Source organism: Traorella sp. mt218, from assembly GCF_055420025.1.
The window spans coordinates 1-22,407 of record NZ_JBVAYM010000002.1 but is presented as its reverse complement, the minus strand read 5'-3'; the positions used below and the strand labels follow the sequence as shown (position 1 = coordinate 22,407).

The following is a 22,407-nucleotide window of genomic DNA, read 5'->3' as shown; positions in this document are numbered from 1 at the left end:
CTACATTCCTTTTAATTCTCGATATAATAAACGTGCATATCCATCTGTCATACCGGCAACATAATCAGCGGCCAACAAAAGCTTATCATAAATCTTTTCATGATCACTTTTATTTTGTACAGCATCATGATAATTTTCCAAATAATTCGATGAAAGCAAAGCTAAATACTTCTTTTGAATTTCATTTGGTTTATAGTAGTCAGAATCATAATGCAAAGCAGCATCCGTAAACTGATCTAAAAAGAAAGTCAGTATTTCATTTCCCATGATTTCAACACGTAGAATTGATTTGTCACAATAAACCTTACGATAAGCAAAGCTTTTTAACTCCTGTATGATCTTGCTTTCTGAGCTGCACAAGATAAGCTCCTGATCAAATTCACCGTTCATGATTTCATCATAATGATCAATAAAAGCATCTTTGACAGCAGTCACACAATATAATTGTTTGCTTGTCAGCCATTGAAAAATAGCCTGACGGTATGGATCATGTTCAACACCTTCATAAACTTTTTCTTTTTTGGCATTTTCGAGCTTATACTCTAATTGCTTCCTGCCATTCTCATCACCGCTTTTTTCAATCACGCTCATTAATTCATCATAAGTGTACATGCCTTTCTTATAACCATCTTCCAGATCTGCGAAAGTATAAGCCAGATCATCTGCGGCCTCTAAGATAAAGGTCAACGGATTACGGCAGCCAAACGTTCCTGTATTTTCTTTGATGGTTTGAAAAACATCTTTTTCACTTTCATAATACCCTACTTTTTTCGCAATTAATCTGCGATCTTTCTTTTCTTTTTCTTCTTCCTTCGCTTTTTCCAAAGAATTTACAGGATATTTGATGATCGTATCCAACACGCCGCTTGTTAAGTGCATGCCATATTTACCATTCAGGCGATGAAGCTTGGTAATGATACGAAGAGCCTGTGCATTTCCTTCATAATAATATAAGTCAAGCTTTTGCTGTTCACTGAGATATTCATTCAGCTTTTTACCATGATATTCGATCACCGGCAGATTCTTTTTGAACCACTCACGAATCGAGGATTCCCCAAAATGTCCAAAAGGAGGATTGCCGATATCATGAAGCAATGAAGCACAATTAAGTGTTTCCACAACATTGTGGACATTGATTTCATCCTGTTCTAACTTTTTATCTTGAATCTCGCTGCATATCTGCTTTCCGATCAGTTTCGCAAGAGAAGCTACTTCCAAAGAATGGGTCAATCTCGTACGTACGAAATCACTGCTGTCAAGGGGAAAGACCTGTGTTTTATCTTGAAGTCTTCTGAAAGATGCACTCGTAATGATACGATTGTAATCACTTTCCACTTCACTTCTTAAGTTCGTCAGCCTTTTACTTTTAGATTCAGGTATTCTTTTTTCACTTGTGATGTTCTTCCAATCCAATCTCATGATACATCTCCTTTAATCTTCTTTATTGTATCACATTTTTTATTTTATCTATATAGATTCGCTATTGCATATAACGAAACTGCTGATCATGAATCAAAGGATAACGAATGGCAGATGAACCTTCTAAATCTTCCTTTGACATTGAAATCACTGTAATCTGATTATTCTCATAAGTCTTATAGTAATAAATTCCTTTAGATAAATTAATACAGCATGAATAAACGGTGATATCATGATGCCCTTGAGGTGTGATGACACTTCCTTTGACCATGGCAACACCATCTAAGATATGAAAAAACTGCGATACATTAGCATTTTCACTTTTCTCAGATACTGCATTATTCAAAAGAAACGCTGCTTTCACAAAACGCGAAGCACTTGAAAAATCACCCGGTAATCCAATCGCGCCCATTCCTTGTGCATATGGCTGCAGCACTAATTTCTCACTAAAAACATTCTGTGCATTTTTAGAAGATAGATGCTGATAGTTATTGATATTCCATTGATGATATTCATATGGTGGATTATTCGTTAATACACCTATCTTATCTTCATAAATATGTAAACCATCCTCCATTGATTCAACGATCAGGCTGTCATGCTCATCACTGATCATCCAATGTAAAGGAGCTAACGGCAAATTTTCACTGAATGGAATATTCACCAGATTGATCTTTGATAAGTATTTCCTTGCTTCCTGTACGCTTGCACATTGGCCCAGTATCCATGGGATAAATTCAAAAGGAGCAATATTATCCGACTCTTCGGCCACTTCATGATAAACTGCATTGCCCGGAAAATTCAAGCCTGCCATGGCTAATCCTTTCTCATTGGCAGCTTCATAATATAAAGGAACATCATTTACAACTGTTGCCATTCCGATACAGGCATAATGATGATGAAGCGTTTCTTTCATTCTAAAAGACAACGGCATCTTTCTTGGAATGATGACCACTTCCTCATTGTAGGAGTATTCTAAATCCAGATTTCTTCCAAAATAACAATCACCATTTCTGTATATAATACTTGTACACATAACCATCTTCCTTTCTTTGTTAGTATGAGCTTGAACTTTTAAAATACACTCCTATTCGATGTACGTGATCGATATTATTCATAAAATGATACCTCAAACATTCATCTGTTATTCACAACATCGTAAGGTCTGTTTTATGTCCCCTATTATGGACTATTTATATATATCTATTATCATAGTATCTTTTTTTAATAAGATTTACAATATATATGGAATAATTATTTTTGTAACTTTTTACATTTATTGTAAATCGTTTTCAATTAAGCTATAATACTGCCATTAGGAAGGTGATCTTATGTTTTATGAAAATGTAACATTCATTAAAAACAATGTAAGTCAGAAAAGACTGTATCAGGGAGTGAAAGAAATCTCTTCTTATCATCGTATCCAGGCTTCCACAGGATTTAGAAAAGCAGCCCGGCATGCTTTAGAAATGCTTCAAGAAAGAGGAATCGAAAGTCGTATTCTGGAATTTGAAGCAAGAGCGGATCAATGGTATCTGGAGCAAAAGATGTTTCAGGAGTGGGATTGTAAAGAAGCTTATTTAGACTTATTAGGTGAAAACACACAACGCTTATGTGACTTCAGTGAGGAAAAATGTTCCATCATCCAGAAAAGCTATCCATGTGATTATCGCCAACATCCTTTAGATGTCGTATTAGTTGAGAAAAATGATGATGAATACTTAGCTTCCTTGGATTTAAAAGGAAAGATCATTTTTATTCATGAGATGCCGGCTCCTTATGTAGAGAGTGCTGTCAGGAAATATGGTGCTGTTGGCATTATTACTGATTTCATGCGCGAAGTCGAAGGCGTCCGTCACCGCTATGAAGCTTTTGATACATTTAATTATACTTCATTCTGGTGGAATCACCGGGAAGATGAGCCGCATACATTTGGCTTTGTCTTATCGCCACGTTTAGGTGATAAGTTAAGAGCCTTATGTTTAAAAATGAAAGAAGAACATCGTCTTGATCCTTCTAAGCCTTTGTATCCACAAATAACCTGTTATATTGATTCATCTTTATATGATGGAAAAGCAGAAGTCGTGGAGGCTTATTTGCCGGGAGAAAGCAGCGATGAAATCTTAATGACTGCTCATCTGTGTCACCCAAATACAAGTGCCAATGATAATGCTTCAGGTGTCAGCGGCGGTATAGAAGTCATGACCGTATTGAAAAAGTTATTGGACGAGAAGAAATTATCACCATTAAAAAGAGGGATACGTCTGATCCTTATTCCTGAATTTACCGGCACACATTGTTATTTGTCTACGATCAACGATTATTCAAGGATCAAGGCAGGTATCAATTTAGATATGATCGGCGGACGACAAAATGGCAGCTATGGCCCGATTACGATCACACGTACCCCTTATGAAAATCATAGTTTGGTCAACGCTCTATCTGATTTGGTCCTAGAAGAAGTAAAGAAACAAGTACCTGACCTTGCTGAGGGTGAATACACAAGTCTTGTGAACAGCCGCATTGCCCCTTATTCCGGAGGCAGCGATCACACGATCTTATGTGATCCGACCATTGATGCACCTTGTGTCATGGTCGGTCAATGGCCTGATAAATATTATCATACAAGCAGTGATACCTTGGAATGTATCGATCCTATGGTTTTAGCTTTCTCTACAAGCTTCGCAGCCGGTTATGTATATACACTGGCTACTTTAAATGAAGCTGATGCTGCTTTAATATTTCATCGTCATGAAGTCATGATGATGGATGACCTTTCAAAAATATTGAATAAGGCATCTGTAAATCATGAAAAAGCATCCGATACCTATTTGAAACTTACTTATATAGCTGAAACCTATCAAAAAACAGCTTTAGATGTATGTCGATTCAATTTAAATAAGGAGATGGCACTAAAAGAAGAAGCTTATCTATCTCAATTGTCAACGCCTCTCTTAAAACGTTTTGTTTGTGAACATCCCGATGCCTTAGAAGAGCGATCCTATGATGTTCTTTTAGATCGTAAGGTTCAACGCTTATTCATAGGTCCGATTCGTGATTTAGAGGATTATATTTCAAAGGATAAAAAATATGAACCTGTTTTAGAAAATTTCAAAGAAAAGCATAAAGATATTTCTTTCATGACGGCACATAATTTAGAATCGCTCATTCCTTATTTTATGGATGGCAAAACAAGCTTAAAAACTGCCAGTGATGCGATTTATGTGCAAACGGGAATACGCAACGACCAATATATCCTTGATTTTGTATCCTTATTAATAGATCTTGATCTGGCAAAAGAAGTGTAATTTAATCACATAAAAATATTATTTTTAGGTTTTTGTTCATTCATTTGTTTATTTCGTTGATAATCTATTTTTATGCTTTTATAATAAATAATAGAAGAGAGGATGATAATATGAAATTTCTTAATTTGGCAAGTAATTCTTCCCTTTGGCGAGGAATCGACTATCATCACGAAAACAGAGTCTTATCTTGCAGCATGTTGGATGATGTTCATATTGATGGTGAAGTAAAAGGAAGTGAAGACCATATTTATCAAGTGCATATTGATATCGATCATCCAAGAAAATCAACCTGTAACTGCCCCTTTGCAGATGGAAGAAGAGTGATTTGTAAACATATGATTGCACTTTATTTGCATGTATTTCCAGAAAAAGAGCAGCAATGGATGGATTATATCGAAGAAGAAAACATAAAATATGAAGAGAATTTAAAATTAAGATTTAATCAGCGCAAAGCAGATATCGTGAAATCTGTAAAGAAACTTTCTAAGCAAGAACTTCAGGAAAAACTGATTGAAAGAATGATTGAGGATTTAGAAAAAGAGTACTATGATGATTATTACTGATCACTTTATAAGAATTATATAGGGATATGATTATGGAAACAAACGAAAGACAAACAACTAAAAATAATATATCTGAGATTCCTCAGCTTTTAGATTTGAAACATTTTATGGATCATTTGCTTTCTGAAAAGCAATATATCGCAAGAAGCCGTTTTAAAGAAGAATTAGAAGCTAAGGATCAGATCATCCAATTTTTTCTTGTATTAAAGAATAGTGATATGTTAGATATCTTCTGTCAGAAAAATGGTCTTGATCTTAAAGAAATCGAATCAGCTTTAGATGAATATCAAAACTTTGAATCACTCATCGATGATCACAATGAGAATTTCATCCAAAAAACAATGAAAGATGAAAAAGATTATCTTGACCGTATTCTTCTTGAATCTGATCCGAAAATTGTATTAGATGAAGATCAGCGCCGTGTCGTGCTAACCGATGAGGATTACTGCCTTGTAATTGCAGGAGCCGGGGCAGGTAAAACTACGACCGTTGCTGCAAGGGTAAGATACCTTGTAGAAAAAAAGGGTATCGATCCCTCCGAAATACTTGTTGTTTCCTTTACCAATAAAGCGGTTCAGGAATTAGCGGATAAAATTAACAAAGATCTGTCTATTGACTGTCCGATATCTACATTCCATTCAGTTGGAAATGCCATCTTAAGAAAGCATACCCCTGAAAAATTAAATATCGTAGATTCATCAAAGCTTTATTTCATCCTTCAGGATTATTTTAAAAGCGCCATTCTTACCAATGAAACGCTGGTCAATAATCTCATACTATTCTTTTCATCTTATTTTGACGCACCAATGGATGAGAATGATCTAAGTAACTTTTTCAATAAGATTGCTAAGTCAAATTTTTCTACGATGCGGAGTGATTTGAATGAGTATAAAAAACGGGTCATGGATATCCGTTCAAAGAAAATGGTAACGATTCAAAATGAAATCTTACGTTCTCACCAGGAAGTTGAAATCGCCAATTTCTTATATTTAAATCATATCGATTATGAATATGAACCCATTTATAAATATGATATACCACATGCCAGAAAACCTTACACACCGGACTTTAAGATCTGGCAAGATGATAAATATTCTTATCTTGAACATTTTGGTATTTCTGAAAGTGGTAAAAACAATCGTTTTAGTGATGATGAATTAAGGGCTTATAAAAAAGCCATCCAAGATAAAATAAAGCTTCATCATAGACATCAGACACCACTGCTCTATACCTACTCTGAATATAATGACCATCAGCCGTTGCTTAAACATTTACAGGATGAATTAGAAAAGAATGGATTTGAATTACGTCCTCGTTCCAATAAAGAAGTGATGGAAAAACTTGTATCCTCAGAAGAGAACAGATATATCCGGCGATTGCTGACCTTAATTTGTCGCTTCATTACCAATTTTAAAACAAATGGATATCAAGAAGATGATTTTAATCGTATGTATCATTCTACATTGAATGTACGAACACGTCTTTTCTTAAACATTACCCATGATTGTTATTTAGAATATGAACGACAGCTTAAAGAAAGTCATGCTGTTGATTTTCAAGATATGATCAATGATTCTGCGAAGCTTTTACGACAGGTCAAAGAAATGAAACAGAAACTTGATTACAAATATATCATCGTGGATGAATACCAGGATATCTCCCGGCAGCGTTTTGATTTAGTGAAAGCCTTGTCTGAGGTTTGTGATGCGAAGATCATGGCTGTAGGGGATGACTGGCAGTCAATCTATGCTTTTAGTGGTTCAGATATCACATTATTCACTCAGTTTGCGGAAAAGATGGGATATGCGAAATTATTGAAGATCGTAAAGACCTATCGTAATTCACAGGAAGTCATTGATATTGCAGGTAACTTTATTCAGAAAAATACTTCTCAAATCGCTAAAACTTTGATATCACCTAAAAACATTACAGATCCTGTCATTATTTATACATATGATGCCACACCTAAAAAAGTACATGGTGATAATCGCAGTGGCGTCAATTATGCGATGGCACATGCCGTAGAAACAGCGCTTGAACAGATCCATATGTACAATGAACAAGAAGAAAAGGAAGAAGATTCTTCGATCCTTCTCATTGGCCGCTTTGGATTTGATGCTGATCGTTTAGAAAAGTCCGGCTTATTTGAATTTACACAATATAAAAGTCGGCTGAAAAGTGTAAAATTTCCTAAAATGAATATTACCTTCTTAACTGCTCATGCATCAAAAGGATTGGGATATGACAATGTAATAGTCGTTAATGGAAAAAATGAAACCTATGGATTTCCATCAAAGATAGAAGATGATCCGGTTTTATCTTTTGTTGTCAAAGGGGATCGTTCGATTGATTATGCTGAGGAAAGACGTTTGTTTTACGTTGCCATGACACGCACGAAAAACCGTGTCTATTTCATTGCCCCTGAACAAAATCCTTCGGAATTTTTACTAGAGATCAAACGCGAATATAAAAATGTATCCCTGCGCGGCAGTTGGAATGAAAGCTATCAGCCAAATAATGCCGGTAAAAAAGTTTGTCCTATCTGTGGCTATCCGTTGCAATATCGCTATAAAAATTCATATGGCTTGCAATTATATATATGTACCAATGAACCGGAAATTTGCGGATTTATGACTAATGAGTATAAAGCAGGCAAACTTTCGATCTTAAAATGTGACTGGTGTCATGATGGTTATCTCGTGGTAAAGCCGGCAAAAGATGGTAATTATTTCTTAGGTTGCACCAACTATAAATCAGATGGCAGCGGATGTAAACGTGTTATTTGGAAAGAACAGTTCTACAGCATGATGAATTATTCTTCTGACCCTGCCTCATCTAAATCGAATAAACAAGTCATAAGTGAACCAATAAAAATCATCTCTCAAGAAAATATATCTAAGAAAAAAGAATCTGTAACAGAAATAAAAAAAGCTGATCTCCAGCCTGTCTTATATAAAGGAAATGATTTGAACGAGGTTGTCTATACTATCTTACAGGCTTTATCAAATATCAGTATTCACCACTATTATGGTATTAATATCCTTGCAGATGTACTTCGAGGAGCTAACAGCAAAAAAATTAAAAATGCTAAGCTAGATGAAGTCAAGGAATATGGGAAGCTTAAGACAATTGAAAGAGAAGATCTAATAACGATCATAGAATGGCTGATCGATCGTCATTATATCCTCAAAACAAAGCATTCACTTTATCCTGTATTGCACCCAACCTATGATGGTCTTCATTATGGAGAAAGTCTGACCACTCGTAAGCTTCAAGGATTATTGAAAATTTTAGAAAACAGATAAGAAATGATAAAAAAAACTCTATTAGGACATATTATCTTAATAGAGTTTTTCATTTTATTTATTATATTTGTTTGCGATCCTTACATATTCCTTTACCTTGCTTCCGATCAATTCATAATTTTTACTTTCTAAAATTTCACGTGAATTAATACTGCTGCTTACTCCTGCACCAACAAATCCTGCATCTAAGCATTCTTCGTAAAATTCCAACGTCATTTTCCCAACAGCAAAATATTGAATGAATCCCAGAGGTTTCATCAATGCTTTACCATAATCAACGCCCAACTCACCTGTCGGGAATAATTTTACGATATGCGCATGATTCCGATATGCTTCATAAGCTTCTGTCGCACTCATGACACCTGGCATATAAAATACATCATGATCATGAGCATATTTTAATACCTCTAAATTTAGAATAGGGGCAACAATAAAATCACTCTGTGCTGAAATAGCTTTATTAGCTTCTTCCACAGTTAATACAGTACCACAACCAACATAAATATCTTGACCGACCGCCTTTTTCACACTTTGAATCACTTCAAAAGTTTTATCTTCATACTCTTGATGATTATATGTGATTTCAATAAACTTTGCGCCATTTTCAACACAAGCCTTACTTGCATCTACGATCGTTTGAACCTCAATATCATTGACTCGAAAAATACACATCAATTTTGATAAGAGTAAATCCTGTTCAACTTTTTCAATATTTGTCATTCGATATTTACCTCAAAATCTTCATCGCTATCTTCAAAAGGATTTCCTTCTTTGGCCTCTTTCTTTGTAAAATGAAGAACGATCATTGTCACGATAACTCCTACACCAATTGCAAGAAACGCTCCAGGCCATACATTTTCCATTACCGGAAAAGCAAAGAAACCACCCATCATTACTGATGATCCAACATCAAAATACATAGCGATAGCTCCTGTCACAGCACTACCGATAATCGTTGCCGGCATGACATGTAACGGATCACGAATCAAGAATGGCAAGCCACCTTCTCCTACTTGCGCAGAACCAAGGATGATGGCTGAAACAGCCTGTTCTCTTTCTTCTTCAGTATATTTTTTCTTTTCTATTAAAGCACTGATCCCTAAAGCAATAGGAGCCACGCAGCCGATGCATACTTTTGCACCTTCCGGGCCAATGATACCATCAGCAACCAAACCATTCGCAACCGTTGTTCCTGCTTTTGTTACCGGTCCTCCTAAATCAACACCCATCAACACACCTAAGACGATACCAAACAGTACTTTCGAACCAGATGTCATAGAAGTGAACAGATCAATTAAAACTTGTTGTAAACCACCCAAAATAGGACCTAAGACATAGTTCATCAATAATACTGAAAATAAGCCCCCGAAGATAGGAAGTATCAACAATGGCAATAAAGACTTTAAGCTTGCAGGAAGAGGTAATTTCTCTTTTACAAACTGTATGAAATACCCTACTAAAAGACCACCGATGATACCGCCAATGAAACCGATATTCTTATTTACTGACAGTAAACCTACGACAAATCCCGGCGCAATTCCTGGACGATCACAAATAGAATAGGCTGTATAAGCAGCTAACGTAGGAACGACCATTGACATGGCTAATGATCCACCATTATATAACATATATGCAAATGTTTCAGTATTATTCGTTACGGTTGCTCCTCCAAGCATCGTACCAAAAGACTGTAAGATACCACCCAAACAGATAACCGGGATCATATAACCGACACCGGTTAAAATATGTTTATAAACATCCTTTAATTTCATACTATTTCTCCTTTAATTTTGCTTCGATTTTTTCTAAAAGTTTTTCTGGCTGCTTAATAGCAACTTCTGACTTAACTCTAACAATAGGCTTATCTTTAAATCTTTCCTCATTTGTTACAGCAACATCAGCAGCGAAGATAACGATATCAGCTTCTTTGATCTCATCCTCCGTTAAGATGCTTTCACAACCGATTGTTCCTTGTGTTTCCACGCTGATACGATGACCTCTTTTTTCAGCAGCTTGTACTAAACGATCTTTGGCAATATATGTATGTGCCACCCCTACTGTACAAGCTGTCACAGCAACAATCTTCATGACCGGTTACCTCCTTTCTTTAATAGATTCAACAGTTCATCTGCTGTTTCTACATACCCTAATTTTGAAATTACGCTTTGATCCATCAAAGATCTTGCTAATTCAGAAAGCATTTTTATATGTACATCGTCTTTCGTATTGTCAGGAATTGCCAATAAAAATATATATCTTATCTTATTTCCATCGATGGACTCCCACTCAATCCCCTTTTTGGTTCTCACAAATGCCACACAGGGTTTTACAACTACATCACTCACTCCATGAGGAATCGCAACTCCATCAATGAGTCCCGTAACTGATAATGCTTCTCTATCATATACTTTATTTTGAAAGATTTTTTTATCTGATATCATTCCATTTTGATAAAGAGAAGAACATAAGTAATCAAATACTTCATCTTTACTTGTCAGATCCTTATCTAAATGGATGCTTTTCTCGTTAAGCACTTCTTCTATCTTCATAGCTGATAATCTCCTATATATCCAATATATCTTCTATTTCTTCTTTTGAATTAGCTTGTAAAATTCGATCGTGTATTTCTTGACGATAAAGCAACTGATACAACTGTCGTAACTTTAAATTCACAGTTTTGACTTCTTCTCTGGTAACCGCCAAGAAAATCAACAAATCTACTTCATCTTCTCCCCACAATATACATTCATTGAGTGTAACAACACATATTGCTGATCGTTGTACACTTTCTAAATAACCGTGAGGAATCGCTATTTTGCTGCCGATAGCTGTTGAGCATTTCTTCTCTCGTTCTGCTACATCATCTCCATACTTAGGTTTTACATAGCCTTTAGATGAAAGCACTTGAGAAACGCTGCAAATCACGTCATCTGCCTTTGTTAATTCACAATGTAGAATCGTTTCTAAATGAATCTTTCTAAAAAGTTTAATTTTATCTGATGAATAACGATCAATAAACGCTTGAATCTTTTTATAATCTTGTTGATAAAGCAAAGGATTTACAATGATACGATTGATCGTTGTTTCAACAGGAAATGTTGAGATACAAAGATCGATCTTATCGGGCTTATATTTATCGATACAATTTTCCGCAATCACGTCTATGATCTTTATCTCATTGAAAGCTTTCTGTATCTTAGAAGCCAATAGCTGCGATATACCAACGCCCTGTGAACATACGATGATCGTTCTTATCAGTGTTTTTTCCTGTTCGATCATGGCTTCTATATGTATTGCAAGATATGCCAATTCATCTTCTTGAAGCATCACACCAAAATATTTCTTAAATAAACTGTTGCACATCCATGAGATACCGTAAGCATCAGGATATTCTTGCTTGATTTGATTCAGCAATGGATTTTTTAAAGTTACTGAATTTGCCATTCTATTCGTTAATGGTAATAAATGGACAACCAAATTATCCACAATACTTTCATCATCTAAATGAATATTCCGCGTATCCTCAACAATTTGAACAATTTCTCTTGCAAGTAATTGACAAGTATTACGAATATCATTATCTCCATAGATCTCTTGACCACTTAATACATCATTTGATGATATCAGATATTGATATATCAAGTGTCTTTCACTTTTTGAAAAATGAGTTCCATAGGTCTTTTCCAGTTTATTGCAAAGTTGAATGATCTCCTGATAAATCGATTCAAAACTGATTGCCAATTGATCATCATTATTCAATAAATTCCCCTGTCTGATACGAATGATCGAAATTGCGATATGAAGCAATAAAGTATTAAAAGAATTATCACTTAAGCTTAAGCCGATCCTTTTTAATGTATTCCTTAAATAACGATGTATAGGTTCAATATCTAACTGACATATTGAGATGATTCTTTCTTGAATCGTTTTATATGATGATTTAAACCCATATGGATCTAAGATATCAGCTTGTATCGCAAGTATTTTCGATAAAAAGTTTCTTAATTCTTTTTCCTCTCCTACTAATTGGACTCCTTTTCCTTTATTAAATTCCAGGACAACTTTTTCGTTTTTCAACAGTTTATTCAATCGATCCAAATCATTTCGAATCGCTGATTGACTTAAATAAAACTGCTCTGCCAATTCACTTATTTTTACATAGCTTCCTTTATGTGTTAACAAATAATATGCGATATAGTAACATCGATCTAAATGACTCTTATCGGTATTTATCTTATCCAATACCTCCTGTATATTCTCGTCACTACCCTCTATTCGTACCCCGCTTCCACGAATACTTGTAATCTCTACATCATAGATTTTTAAAAACTCATTCAAGTTTTTTATTTCATCTCGAATCGTCGATACAGATACTTGGTGCTGATCCGCCAATTCTTTTTTAGAAATAAGATGTCGATGTGTAATCAAATAGTTAAGGATATCCTTCTCTCTTTGTTTCATAAACCCTGTTCCTCCATGATGAAGTGACGTGCATCTGAAAAAGAATATTTTGACCCTTCGATACGATACCGATATTGGTGAAATTTTCTTAAAAGTTGACGGAATTTAAGAATTTTCAAAACAGAAATCACAAGAAATATTAAGAAGAATATTATTGCGATCATTACTTTATTAAATACACATGATAAAAGGGATATAATTGCAAATAGACATATAAGATAATTCATATGTGTATTTTCATAGATCACATGTCTATTTCTTTCATCACTTTTGATTGTAAATAATTTAAAATAATCTTTCATATTTCCTCCAATTTCATTATATTTGATAAATACTTTTTGTATTTTTTTATTTCTGTCAATTAATGACATATTTTTATACAAAAGAAAATAAGTGCTTACTCAGAGCACTTATTATTCATTATTTTCATATAATTCACTAAAAATAATATTTTTCAAATATTTCTTCCATCATATGAGAATCGATGCCTTTATTTTCATATAATTTCTTCCTATCATTATATATTTTTTTAAATACTTTTTCTTTAGCTTCTCTATTCCCATAATGAATTTGTGCATGACAACCAGGGCATAATGAAAACACATTAAATAAATCATCAAGCCATATACCTCTTAGATCTTTTTGAGCTTTCATCGGAATTAAGTGATGACACTCCATATATTGATGCTGTCCAGTTGCATTTATAAATGTTTTATGATCTTGACTTATCTCACACATAAAAGATGCCTTTTGTAAGCATGTTGCCTTAATTCTTGCATCTGTTTTACCTCTTTTACTACTTGATTCTATTTCTTCATAAGTCTTATTTTTAATAGTTTCTTGATGTTCCAATAACTCTTCATCCGTATAAGGTTTAATTCTACCGCTATAAATTTCCTTATATTGCCAATTTTCTTCAATGTGCTCTTCATTTTCTTGGTTAAAATCTGATCTTAATACTTTTAAAGTTTCACTTGGCAAACTCGAGACATTGATACAATTTAGTAACAATTCTCCTTGCCCTTTACTTAATTCAAATAAATACCCTTGATTTGCACCATAATCTTTCTTGAATGCTCCATGCTTTTTTCTTTGAAGATTATATAGTTCTTCGCCAATTTCCTTGAATTTAAATGGCTCTTTCAACATAATAATCTCAACATCTATTCTTCTCCCCTCTTTACCCCATTCATTTGAAATATATGGACAATCTGAATCATAGCATTTATCTTTTGCAATACAAAGTGATACAATTTTTCCTGATCCATTATTGCAAAATATAATATCATTTTTTTCTACTTTCAAAAGATTATCCCAATAAAATATAGATTTCCCAGATTTATCTTTAATAGGAGCCCATAAACATTCAATATTAACTACTTCTTTATACGATGTTCCTATATTAACAAAAAAATAATTCATACGTATTATAACAACTCCTTTACTACAATCTTTGAAATTTTTGTTATTTTAATTAAAATATGAGATTGAATATTCCTGTTTTCTCTTATCTTTTAATAGTCTAAGATTAACCATCAAAATAGATCATCTATTAAAAACTTCATCATTGGAATATGATTAATACCATTTCTTTCACCTAACCGAATTGTATCATAAGATATTACATATTTAGGATAATGGTCAGATATAGAATCAAAAGCCCCAAACTCTCGCTTTATTGTTTCTTCGTTGTTTAATAAATAGGCGACCTGAATATAACTTTTTTTATTATTTTTTTCTACGATAAAGTCTATTTCGCCTCGATATGTTTTTCCAATATAGATTTTATATCCTCTTGCTGCTAGTTCATTATACACAAGAGTTTCCATCATACTTCCAAATTCATCTTTTACTTTATTCTTTTTTAAATGGAAGAAGCCTAAATCACAAACATATGTTTTTTCTTCAAAAGCTAATACTCTTTTCCCTCGTATATCATACCTTTCAACTTTATTGATAATATAAGCATCTAAAATGTAACGGATATAGTCATATATCGTTGGTTCGCTTACTTTCTGTTTTTCATTCGCCAATACTTTTGTAATATTCTGAGCAGAAAGAATCATTCCTGATGTTGATACTAAATAATCAATTACCTTCTCTAAAACATTAACGGATTTAATCTTATTTCTTTGAACGATATCTTTTAAAATAATCGAATCATATAAGTTCATTAAAATAGTTTCCTTCATATCATCATTTTCTGCCTGACAAACAAGAGGAAAGCCTCCCCATGTACAATATTCATCAAGCAAATGATGATCAGGCTCTTTTCCTTTAAATTCACAAAACTCTTTAAAGGTGAATGGATACATCGTAAAGGATATCGTTCGACCCCCAAGATGTGTTGCTAGCTCTCCTGAAAGCAATTTTGAATTAGAACCCGTTAAAAAAATACTTACATCATGTGTTGCTCGAAATGAATTTACAACTAATTCAAAATTATCAACATTTTGTATTTCATCAAACATTAAATACATTTTTTCATTTTTTATTATATTTTCGATATACGTATAAAATTCATCTGGATCCTTTAATTTGCGATATTGATAATCTTCAAAATTTATATAAACAATTGCTTCTTCTTTTACTCCGCCTTCTATTAATTCCTCTTTTATTTGTTTCAACAGCACTGATTTTCCACATCTTCTAACACCTGTGATAACTTTGATTAATTCAGAATGATAAAATGGGCGTATTTTTTTTAGATATAATTCTCTTTTGATCACTTTTCCACCACCTTTAGAATCATTCTAACATCCTTTTCTTTATTATTCAATAGTTTTAAATGTATTTAAATCTTTTTGCTTATTTATTAAAAGTTTTAAGTGTATTTAAATCTTTTTTAAAAGCATACTCACACGTATGCTTCTATTTCAATATTTTGATTACTTCACTTAAATCATTTAAAATACGATACACTTGATCTTTAATTTCATCTGTTGGCTGCATTAAATCAGGAATCATCACCGTCTTTGCCCCTGAGGCAATTCCGGCCTTTACACCATTGATTGAATCTTCAAGCACCATGCATTTTTCAATAGCAACACCTAATTTATCTGCTGCCAATAAAAAGATTTCCGGATCAGGCTTTGAATGTTTCACCATCGAACCATCTACGATCACTTCAAAATAATCAAAGATATTCTCTTCTAAATAAGGAATATACTGCATGAAGCGATCTCTTTCTGTTGAGGTTGCCAAAGCACAGTGAATCTTTTTTTCCCTTGCATATCGCAAAAGATCCAAAGCACCTTTTTTAATCGGTATGCCCTCATCTTTAGCCATTTCCATAAAATATGCTCGACGCCACTTCAACACCGTCTGATAATCAAAATTCTTACCAAAATATTTCTCATGTACTTTTAGACTGGCCCGGATATTGATACCTCTCATTTCTTTTTTAAACGCTTCATTAAAATCATAATGAAAATGCTCCTTTGCTTTATCCCATATCTTATCCTGCATTCTTTCCGTATCCAGCAACAAACCATCCATATCATACAGCAATGCTTCTATCATAAGATCACCTCTTTATTTTTATTAAAATGACATTTACTTTTAACTTCTAACGCTGATTCTGTGAAATAATCGTAATGTCACTTTCTAAGCTTTATATGTCAAATTTATTTTCATTTTACCATATGCCTGTAAATTGAAACAAGTGTACATAAAGAAAAACTGCAGATACCTGCAGCTATTTTAATTTTTTTGTGAACAAACCGCCATATCCACAGCCAGTGCTATCAACAGACAAAGTTTTTCATTCTCATCATCAAATATCGTAAGGCAATAATAATCGGTAAAACGAAATAAATCTTTCGAAAAAGACATGATCACATGGCCCTGGCCATCAAACACTTCATAATCTAAACCGAATAAGTCACCTTCTATACGCCAATCATTAAAATCTAAATAATATCTTGGCTTGAAAAAAGTAAGCTCCTTTACAATATTACCGATAAATTTATCATTTAAATAAAAAGAAAATTCCGGTTCAAAAAACTTGAATTGCTGTTCTACATAACCAAACTCAACATCTCCGTCATAAACTCTTAACCGATGTAGCATTAAGGTAAAATCACATTGCGCAAAATATTTAGGATATTCATTTTCATCATAAATATCATAAGTATCTGTTAATGCAAGAAATTTTTGTTTGATATATAATTTTTTCATCGTCTATCTCCTATGCTTCCATTATAACAAAATCATATGGAAATAGAATAACATATTTGTTATTTATGCTGTTTCAGATAAATTGCCAATACAGCAATATCCGCAGGATTTACACCGGATATACGGCTTGCCTGCCCTAAGGTAAAAGGCTGAATAGCTTTTAGCTTAGCTCTTCCTTCTAAAGAAAGATTTTCTACCTCATCATAATTGATATTGACGAGCTTTACCTTTTCCATCGACTGTAAACGTGCCGCCTCTTTTTTTGCTTTCGCAATATATCCTTCATACTTTATTTCAATTTCAATCTGTTTCGCAACTTCATCAGAAATCTCCAGATCCATATATGGCGATAAGCCTCGAATCGTAATATTCGGACGACGTAAAAGCTCAAGTGCGCTCATACCATCATGCAAGGCGTCAAAACCATTTTCCTGAAGATATTCAGATACAGAAGATTTCGGTGTGAAACGAATTTCTGACAGTTTTTCCGTATATTCTTGGATTTCTTTTTGTTTTTTTCGATAAGCATCAATTCTATACTGAGGCAAAAGACCTACGGCATATCCTTTTTCGCTCAAACGGGCATCGGCATTATCATGACGTAACAAAAGACGATATTCAGCACGCGAAGTTAAAAGACGATAAGGTTCTTTAGTTCCTTTTGTTACCAGATCATCGATCAAAACTCCAATATACGCTTCATCACGATTTAAGATCAAAGGATCTTTGCTTTGCAGCTTTAACGCACAATTGATCCCGGCCATCAATCCCTGTCCGGCAGCTTCCTCATAACCGCTTGTACCATTGATCTGACCGGCACAGAATAAATTTTCGATCTCTCTCAATTCAAGGGTTGGTTTCAACTGTAAAGGGTCAATAGCATCATATTCAATCGCATAAGCATATTTTTTTATACGACAATTTTCAAGACCCGGCAAGCTTTTCAACATTCTTTCCTGAATGTCATGAGGCATTGAGGTTGAGAATCCTTGAATATAGGTCGTATCCAGATCTTTAGATTCAGGTTCCAAGAATATCTGATGTCTTTCTTTATCGGCAAAGCGTACGATCTTGTCTTCAATAGACGGACAATAACGTGGTCCAACACCTTTTACCAAGCCTGAATACATGGCACTTTTTTGTAAATTATCCTGAATGATCTGATGGGTTAACGGAGTGGTATAGGTTAAATAACAATTCCACTGTTTTTCATAAGGAAGTACATCTTCTTTTTTTGTATCATAAGAGAAGCAGACAAAATCTTTTGTTCCCGGTTGTACCTCAGTCTTTGAAAAATCAATCGAATCCGTATAAACACGAGCCGGTGTTCCCGTTTTCAAACGGAAGGTACGGATGCCCTGATCCCGCAAGCTCTGTGATAAGTTTTTTGTTGTCGGTTCATCTTCCGGACCTGATTCTGTCGAAGTATGTCCAACAAGAATATTACTGCTCATGAAGGTTCCGCTTGTTAGAATGAGTGCTTTACACTCAATCACACTGCCATCATGCAAGGTAACACCTGTAACTCTTTTATCCTTAAAATTGATTTTCTCAACGATACATTCCTTAACTTTTAAATGATCGGTATGTAAACAAACATCCTGCATATATTTCCGATAAGCCAGCTTATCTGACTGTACACGTAAGGACTGTACACCCGGTCCTTTATTGGTATTCAACATTTTTAACTGCAAAGCCGTACGATCGGCTGCCTTACCCATTTCACCGCCTAACGCATCAATCTCACGAACAACGATTCCTTTGGCAGGACCTCCTACACTTGGATTACAAGGCATCGATGCAATCATATCAATATGCATCGTTAAAAGCATTGTTTCCTGTTTCATACGGGCACAAGCCAATGCAGCCTCTACGCCGGCATGTCCACCACCTAATACAATTACATCAACCATCTAATCACCTCAACTTAGCTCAACTATCATACCACTTTTAGAATAGAAAAAAAAGTATGAAATACAAAAGCACTTCTGTTGCTTCATTAAGATATACATGCTTTGTAAATCTACTTTTTATATGATTCCATAGAACCTCTCCTCTGATACCTGTTATGGCAAAGCCTATATTTTACAATAACTTACTAATATTTCTTCCACTTCATCTGATTTCTTTTTTTATCCCAGTCAATCTAAGTATATCATCGATCAGCAAACACAAAATTTCTTCATTCAACAACTAAAAAAGGTCCTTCAAAAGGACCTAATGACTTCCAGACATCTTCTTTTTATAAAAATAGAATCCAACACCTGCTCCCAATATGATCACCGCAATGACACTTACTGCAATCAAGGCTATTTTCATCATATTCATTTCATCACGTAATGCATCCACACTTTCCTGTCTGAGTGCCGCAGCACCTGAATATAACTGAATGACACCTTCGGTTGATTCATACTGATACAGATGAATATCACCCTTTTCATTCATTAGATACAATAAAGAATAATTACTGAAAGAATCATCTTCAAAAACCCAGCCATCATATTCCACATCATGAATCATAATTTTCTGTTGGATAAGTCCTGTCATATTTTTCATATCATCCGGTATTTCCAGGGAAATAAATGTTCTTCCGGCAATCGTCACAGGCAAATATTTATATAACACCTCATCCTTATAGACATAAAAAGCTTTTTCACCACTTTCTTCTACCATATACAATAAGATCAATCCCTGCTCATTCACCTTACCTAAAACCTGCTGGTCTTGAATGGTTACCTCAGTATTTTCAAAGCCTTCTAATGTTTCACTGCCATGAAAACTTGGATATACGCCTAACTCTGTATCCTTATATTTCAGAAAGACTTTTGGTTCTTCTTCTACATATACCTGAATACGATACGTTTTTGTCGTACTTGTTTCAGGATGATGCGTCGTTAATTCAATAACATTATTTCCTTCATGCACTTCATGTGTCCCGATACCCTGAACAGAAACTTCAGAATCAGCAGCACTGGCACTGATCGTTACAGAAGTTGTTCCCTTAGGTAATTCAACACTGTAATCTACCGTATCTCCTGAAAAATCCGGAGTTAAGGATGCTCCCTCAACCTGAATGGCACTCAGATTTAAATTAAATGTTTTTACCGGTGTTGTATTCGATGAACTTGGTGTTGAAGGTCTTGATGGATTTGATGAGGTGGGCTGCTGGATTGTTACTGAAACAGTGGTACCGCTGGTATCTGGAACTGCATTTCCTTGTGGATCTGAGAGTCCTTCACCAGGAATTGCTGTAACTTTCACATTTCCACTTGACCCCGCTGTGATTGTTACTGAAACAGAATTATTCTCTATCCAAATTTGGCTTTCAGACGCTCTTTCATTTTCTACATTAATAAAAATATTTCCTGTTACATTACCACTAAGTGTAACTACAAATGTACCGTTAGGAGAAACAGTCTTTGTTGAAGCACTCATAGAAAAAGCCGCAGCCTTTACTGAAATCACTAAACCAAAACAAAAGATAATTCCTATACTAAATAAAGTTATTTTTCTTAACAATTTCATTTTTATATCTCCCATTAATTTTTATTCATTATATAGTTTTTTATTCTAACATAATCTGTTGGTAATATCTTTCCATCTTCATTATAATCAGCGGCTTTTGCATAAGCACCTTTTAATGTTGCACCACTTTTCATAATATGATTTTTAATTAAAACATAATCTGTCGGTAAAATCTTTCCGTCACCGTTAACATCCCCTTTTACTGATAGAATAAAAACAAATTCCTGATTAGATTCATTAGTATTTAAAATTACTTTCATTCTATAGCCAGTCATCAACACCCCATCATTAATAGACTCTCCATTAGCATTCATCATTGATACCATAGCATTTTCATCAACAAATTGAACTTCCTCCATAAATTCTTTCAATTGAGTATCAACCGGAATATTGTAAAGAAGATTACCTTCATTCTTATATGTAAGTTTTTCGACAAAATCATTAAATTCCGCTGGCAATTCAACAATTTCATCCTGATTCTCTTCTACCAGCTGGTCATAAATCTGACCAACCAGTTGTACGAACGCACTCCATCCCATCGTACCCTTCGTACCATCATTGATATTATGCGGACAATTTTTTCCTGACCAGTCGCCATGCTTACGAACAGCATCTTTAGGCATTCCGTTTTCATAAAGGATCTGAGCTGTCAGATAAGCCGCATTTCTTTCCGCCTGGGCGTAATTACCATCGTTATTCTCACAGATTTCAATTGCGATCGTATTTCCGTTCCCCATCATGGAACCATCTCCTGCATGCCAGGCCACCTCATCCATCGGAATGCTCTGATAAATGGAATGATCATCTACCTGAAAATGCCAGCTTGTCCAAATATCCGCAGAATTACGACGATTGTATTGAATTTGTGCATGTGCCAGTGCATCTGCGCCATTGCTGGTATTTGCGGTATTATGTATCGTTACATATAAAGGAACATTTGAGTAGCCCGGCCGTACCACTCGATTGTAATTCGGGATCATATAGTTTGTATTGACCGGAATACCATTGATTTGAGAAACGCTCAATGTCTGCACATCATTTTCAAAAAATGTAAACTTTCCACTTACATAATTATAATCATTGTCGCGATTCGGATTCACCCATACATTCGTCCCATCCTCTTTAAGGATACCAATCCATCCGACACCGATCTTATTGACCTGATACGTACCGGCCTTGATCATTTCACCCGTTTCAAAAGCATGGTATTCTAAAGGTACACGATGTCCCATGCAATCTTTTGTTAATGTTACTGTCTGTGTATCTATGCTGACTGCCTGTATTTCTATATAATCCCCATTATTCGGATTTTTTACGATCCTTAACTGACTGCCGTCTTTTTTGGTAAAGTATTTTACGATACCACTGCCATTTTCCCAGCGAACGCTTAAATGAGTGGCTTCGATCAATGTACGATTAGGATCATTATCATTCACGAGATAAAATTCTCCATCCCTTTCATGACTTCCCTCAAATGCAATGACATGAACAGGAAATAACGCAACAAGCAGGCAAACGCATATTAAATAAATAATTTTTTTCATATCTTTATTATAGATGAGTTTATATTTTCAAACAACTCCAAAATACTTAATTTCACAAGAAAATGATTTTGTAACCAAAATCATATGCAAATAAGTAACTCCC

General features: G+C 34.5%; 17 protein-coding genes. 3 read left to right on the top strand and 14 right to left on the bottom strand.

Features of this window, described 5'->3' with window-relative positions; all coding sequences use genetic code 11:
* Nucleotides 1-1,419: a deoxyguanosinetriphosphate triphosphohydrolase gene (locus ACZYT3_RS01205; protein WP_464087385.1), complete on the bottom strand. Its 1,419-nt coding sequence runs from the start codon at nucleotides 1,417-1,419 to the stop codon at nucleotides 1-3.
* A 61-nt stretch (nucleotides 1,420-1,480) separates the two neighbouring features.
* Complete coding sequence (gene bsh / locus ACZYT3_RS01200; protein WP_464087384.1) at nucleotides 1,481-2,455, bottom strand: choloylglycine hydrolase; 975 nt, start codon at nucleotides 2,453-2,455, stop codon at nucleotides 1,481-1,483.
* 295 nt (nucleotides 2,456-2,750) lie between these two features.
* Here bsh and ACZYT3_RS01195 point away from each other — a divergent pair, with 295 nt between their 5' ends.
* From ACZYT3_RS01195 to ACZYT3_RS01185, 3 genes are all read left to right on the top strand, one after another.
* Nucleotides 2,751-4,727: a DUF4910 domain-containing protein gene (locus ACZYT3_RS01195; protein ID WP_464087383.1), complete on the top strand. Its 1,977-nt coding sequence runs from the start codon at nucleotides 2,751-2,753 to the stop codon at nucleotides 4,725-4,727.
* A 110-nt stretch (nucleotides 4,728-4,837) separates the two neighbouring features.
* Nucleotides 4,838-5,290 carry an SWIM zinc finger family protein gene (locus tag ACZYT3_RS01190; RefSeq protein ID WP_464087382.1) on the top strand — a complete coding sequence of 151 codons (453 nt, stop codon included), beginning with the start codon at nucleotides 4,838-4,840 and terminating at the stop codon, nucleotides 5,288-5,290.
* Between the two features lie 32 nt (nucleotides 5,291-5,322).
* Nucleotides 5,323-8,595, top strand: coding sequence for a UvrD-helicase domain-containing protein (locus tag ACZYT3_RS01185; protein ID WP_464087381.1), 3,273 nt, complete (start codon nucleotides 5,323-5,325; stop codon nucleotides 8,593-8,595).
* Nucleotides 8,596-8,649: 54 nt separating this feature from the next.
* Here ACZYT3_RS01185 and ACZYT3_RS01180 read toward each other — a convergent pair whose 3' ends face one another.
* The 12 genes from ACZYT3_RS01180 to ACZYT3_RS01125 all read right to left on the bottom strand — a co-directional run bounded on the left by ACZYT3_RS01180 (nucleotide 8,650) and on the right by ACZYT3_RS01125 (nucleotide 22,304).
* Complete coding sequence (locus ACZYT3_RS01180) at nucleotides 8,650-9,315, bottom strand: bifunctional 4-hydroxy-2-oxoglutarate aldolase/2-dehydro-3-deoxy-phosphogluconate aldolase (protein WP_464087380.1); 666 nt, start codon at nucleotides 9,313-9,315, stop codon at nucleotides 8,650-8,652.
* The gene (locus tag ACZYT3_RS01175) at nucleotides 9,312-10,367 is read right to left on the bottom strand and encodes a PTS fructose transporter subunit IIC (protein ID WP_464087379.1); all 1,056 of its coding nucleotides are present in this window, start codon (nucleotides 10,365-10,367) and stop codon (nucleotides 9,312-9,314) included. The genes ACZYT3_RS01180 and ACZYT3_RS01175 overlap by 4 nt, the downstream gene beginning before the upstream one ends.
* A 1-nt stretch (nucleotide 10,368) precedes the next feature.
* Nucleotides 10,369-10,683, bottom strand: a complete 315-nt coding sequence (locus tag ACZYT3_RS01170) for a PTS fructose transporter subunit IIB (RefSeq protein WP_464087378.1) — start codon at nucleotides 10,681-10,683, stop codon at nucleotides 10,369-10,371.
* Nucleotides 10,680-11,144 (bottom strand): PTS sugar transporter subunit IIA, encoded by a 465-nt coding sequence (locus ACZYT3_RS01165; protein ID WP_464087377.1) that lies wholly within the window; start codon nucleotides 11,142-11,144, stop codon nucleotides 10,680-10,682. The genes ACZYT3_RS01170 and ACZYT3_RS01165 overlap by 4 nt, the downstream gene beginning before the upstream one ends.
* A gap of 13 nt (nucleotides 11,145-11,157) precedes the next feature.
* Nucleotides 11,158-13,056 carry a BglG family transcription antiterminator gene (locus ACZYT3_RS01160; RefSeq protein WP_464087376.1) on the bottom strand — a complete coding sequence of 633 codons (1,899 nt, stop codon included), beginning with the start codon at nucleotides 13,054-13,056 and terminating at the stop codon, nucleotides 11,158-11,160.
* Between the two features lie 438 nt (nucleotides 13,057-13,494).
* Nucleotides 13,495-14,478, bottom strand: coding sequence for an HNH endonuclease (locus ACZYT3_RS01155; RefSeq protein WP_464087375.1), 984 nt, complete (start codon nucleotides 14,476-14,478; stop codon nucleotides 13,495-13,497).
* A 113-nt stretch (nucleotides 14,479-14,591) separates the two neighbouring features.
* Complete coding sequence (locus ACZYT3_RS01150) at nucleotides 14,592-15,785, bottom strand: ATP-binding protein (protein ID WP_464087374.1); 1,194 nt, start codon at nucleotides 15,783-15,785, stop codon at nucleotides 14,592-14,594.
* A gap of 142 nt (nucleotides 15,786-15,927) precedes the next feature.
* A complete protein-coding gene (locus ACZYT3_RS01145; protein ID WP_464087373.1) occupies nucleotides 15,928-16,578 on the bottom strand; it encodes an HAD family hydrolase in 651 nt (216 codons plus the stop codon).
* A 180-nt stretch (nucleotides 16,579-16,758) separates the two neighbouring features.
* On the bottom strand, nucleotides 16,759-17,235 hold the full coding sequence (locus ACZYT3_RS01140; protein WP_464087372.1) for an LURP-one-related/scramblase family protein: 477 nt from the start codon (nucleotides 17,233-17,235) through the stop codon (nucleotides 16,759-16,761).
* A 59-nt stretch (nucleotides 17,236-17,294) separates the two neighbouring features.
* Complete coding sequence (mnmG, locus tag ACZYT3_RS01135; RefSeq protein ID WP_464087371.1) at nucleotides 17,295-19,148, bottom strand: tRNA uridine-5-carboxymethylaminomethyl(34) synthesis enzyme MnmG; 1,854 nt, start codon at nucleotides 19,146-19,148, stop codon at nucleotides 17,295-17,297.
* Between the two features lie 304 nt (nucleotides 19,149-19,452).
* A complete protein-coding gene (locus ACZYT3_RS01130; RefSeq protein ID WP_464087370.1) occupies nucleotides 19,453-20,760 on the bottom strand; it encodes a cadherin-like beta sandwich domain-containing protein in 1,308 nt (435 codons plus the stop codon).
* Nucleotides 20,761-20,774: 14 nt separating this feature from the next.
* Entirely contained in the window at nucleotides 20,775-22,304 is a 1,530-nt protein-coding gene (locus ACZYT3_RS01125; RefSeq protein WP_464087369.1) for an N-acetylmuramoyl-L-alanine amidase, read from the bottom strand.
* Nucleotides 22,305-22,407: the final 103 nt, after the last annotated feature.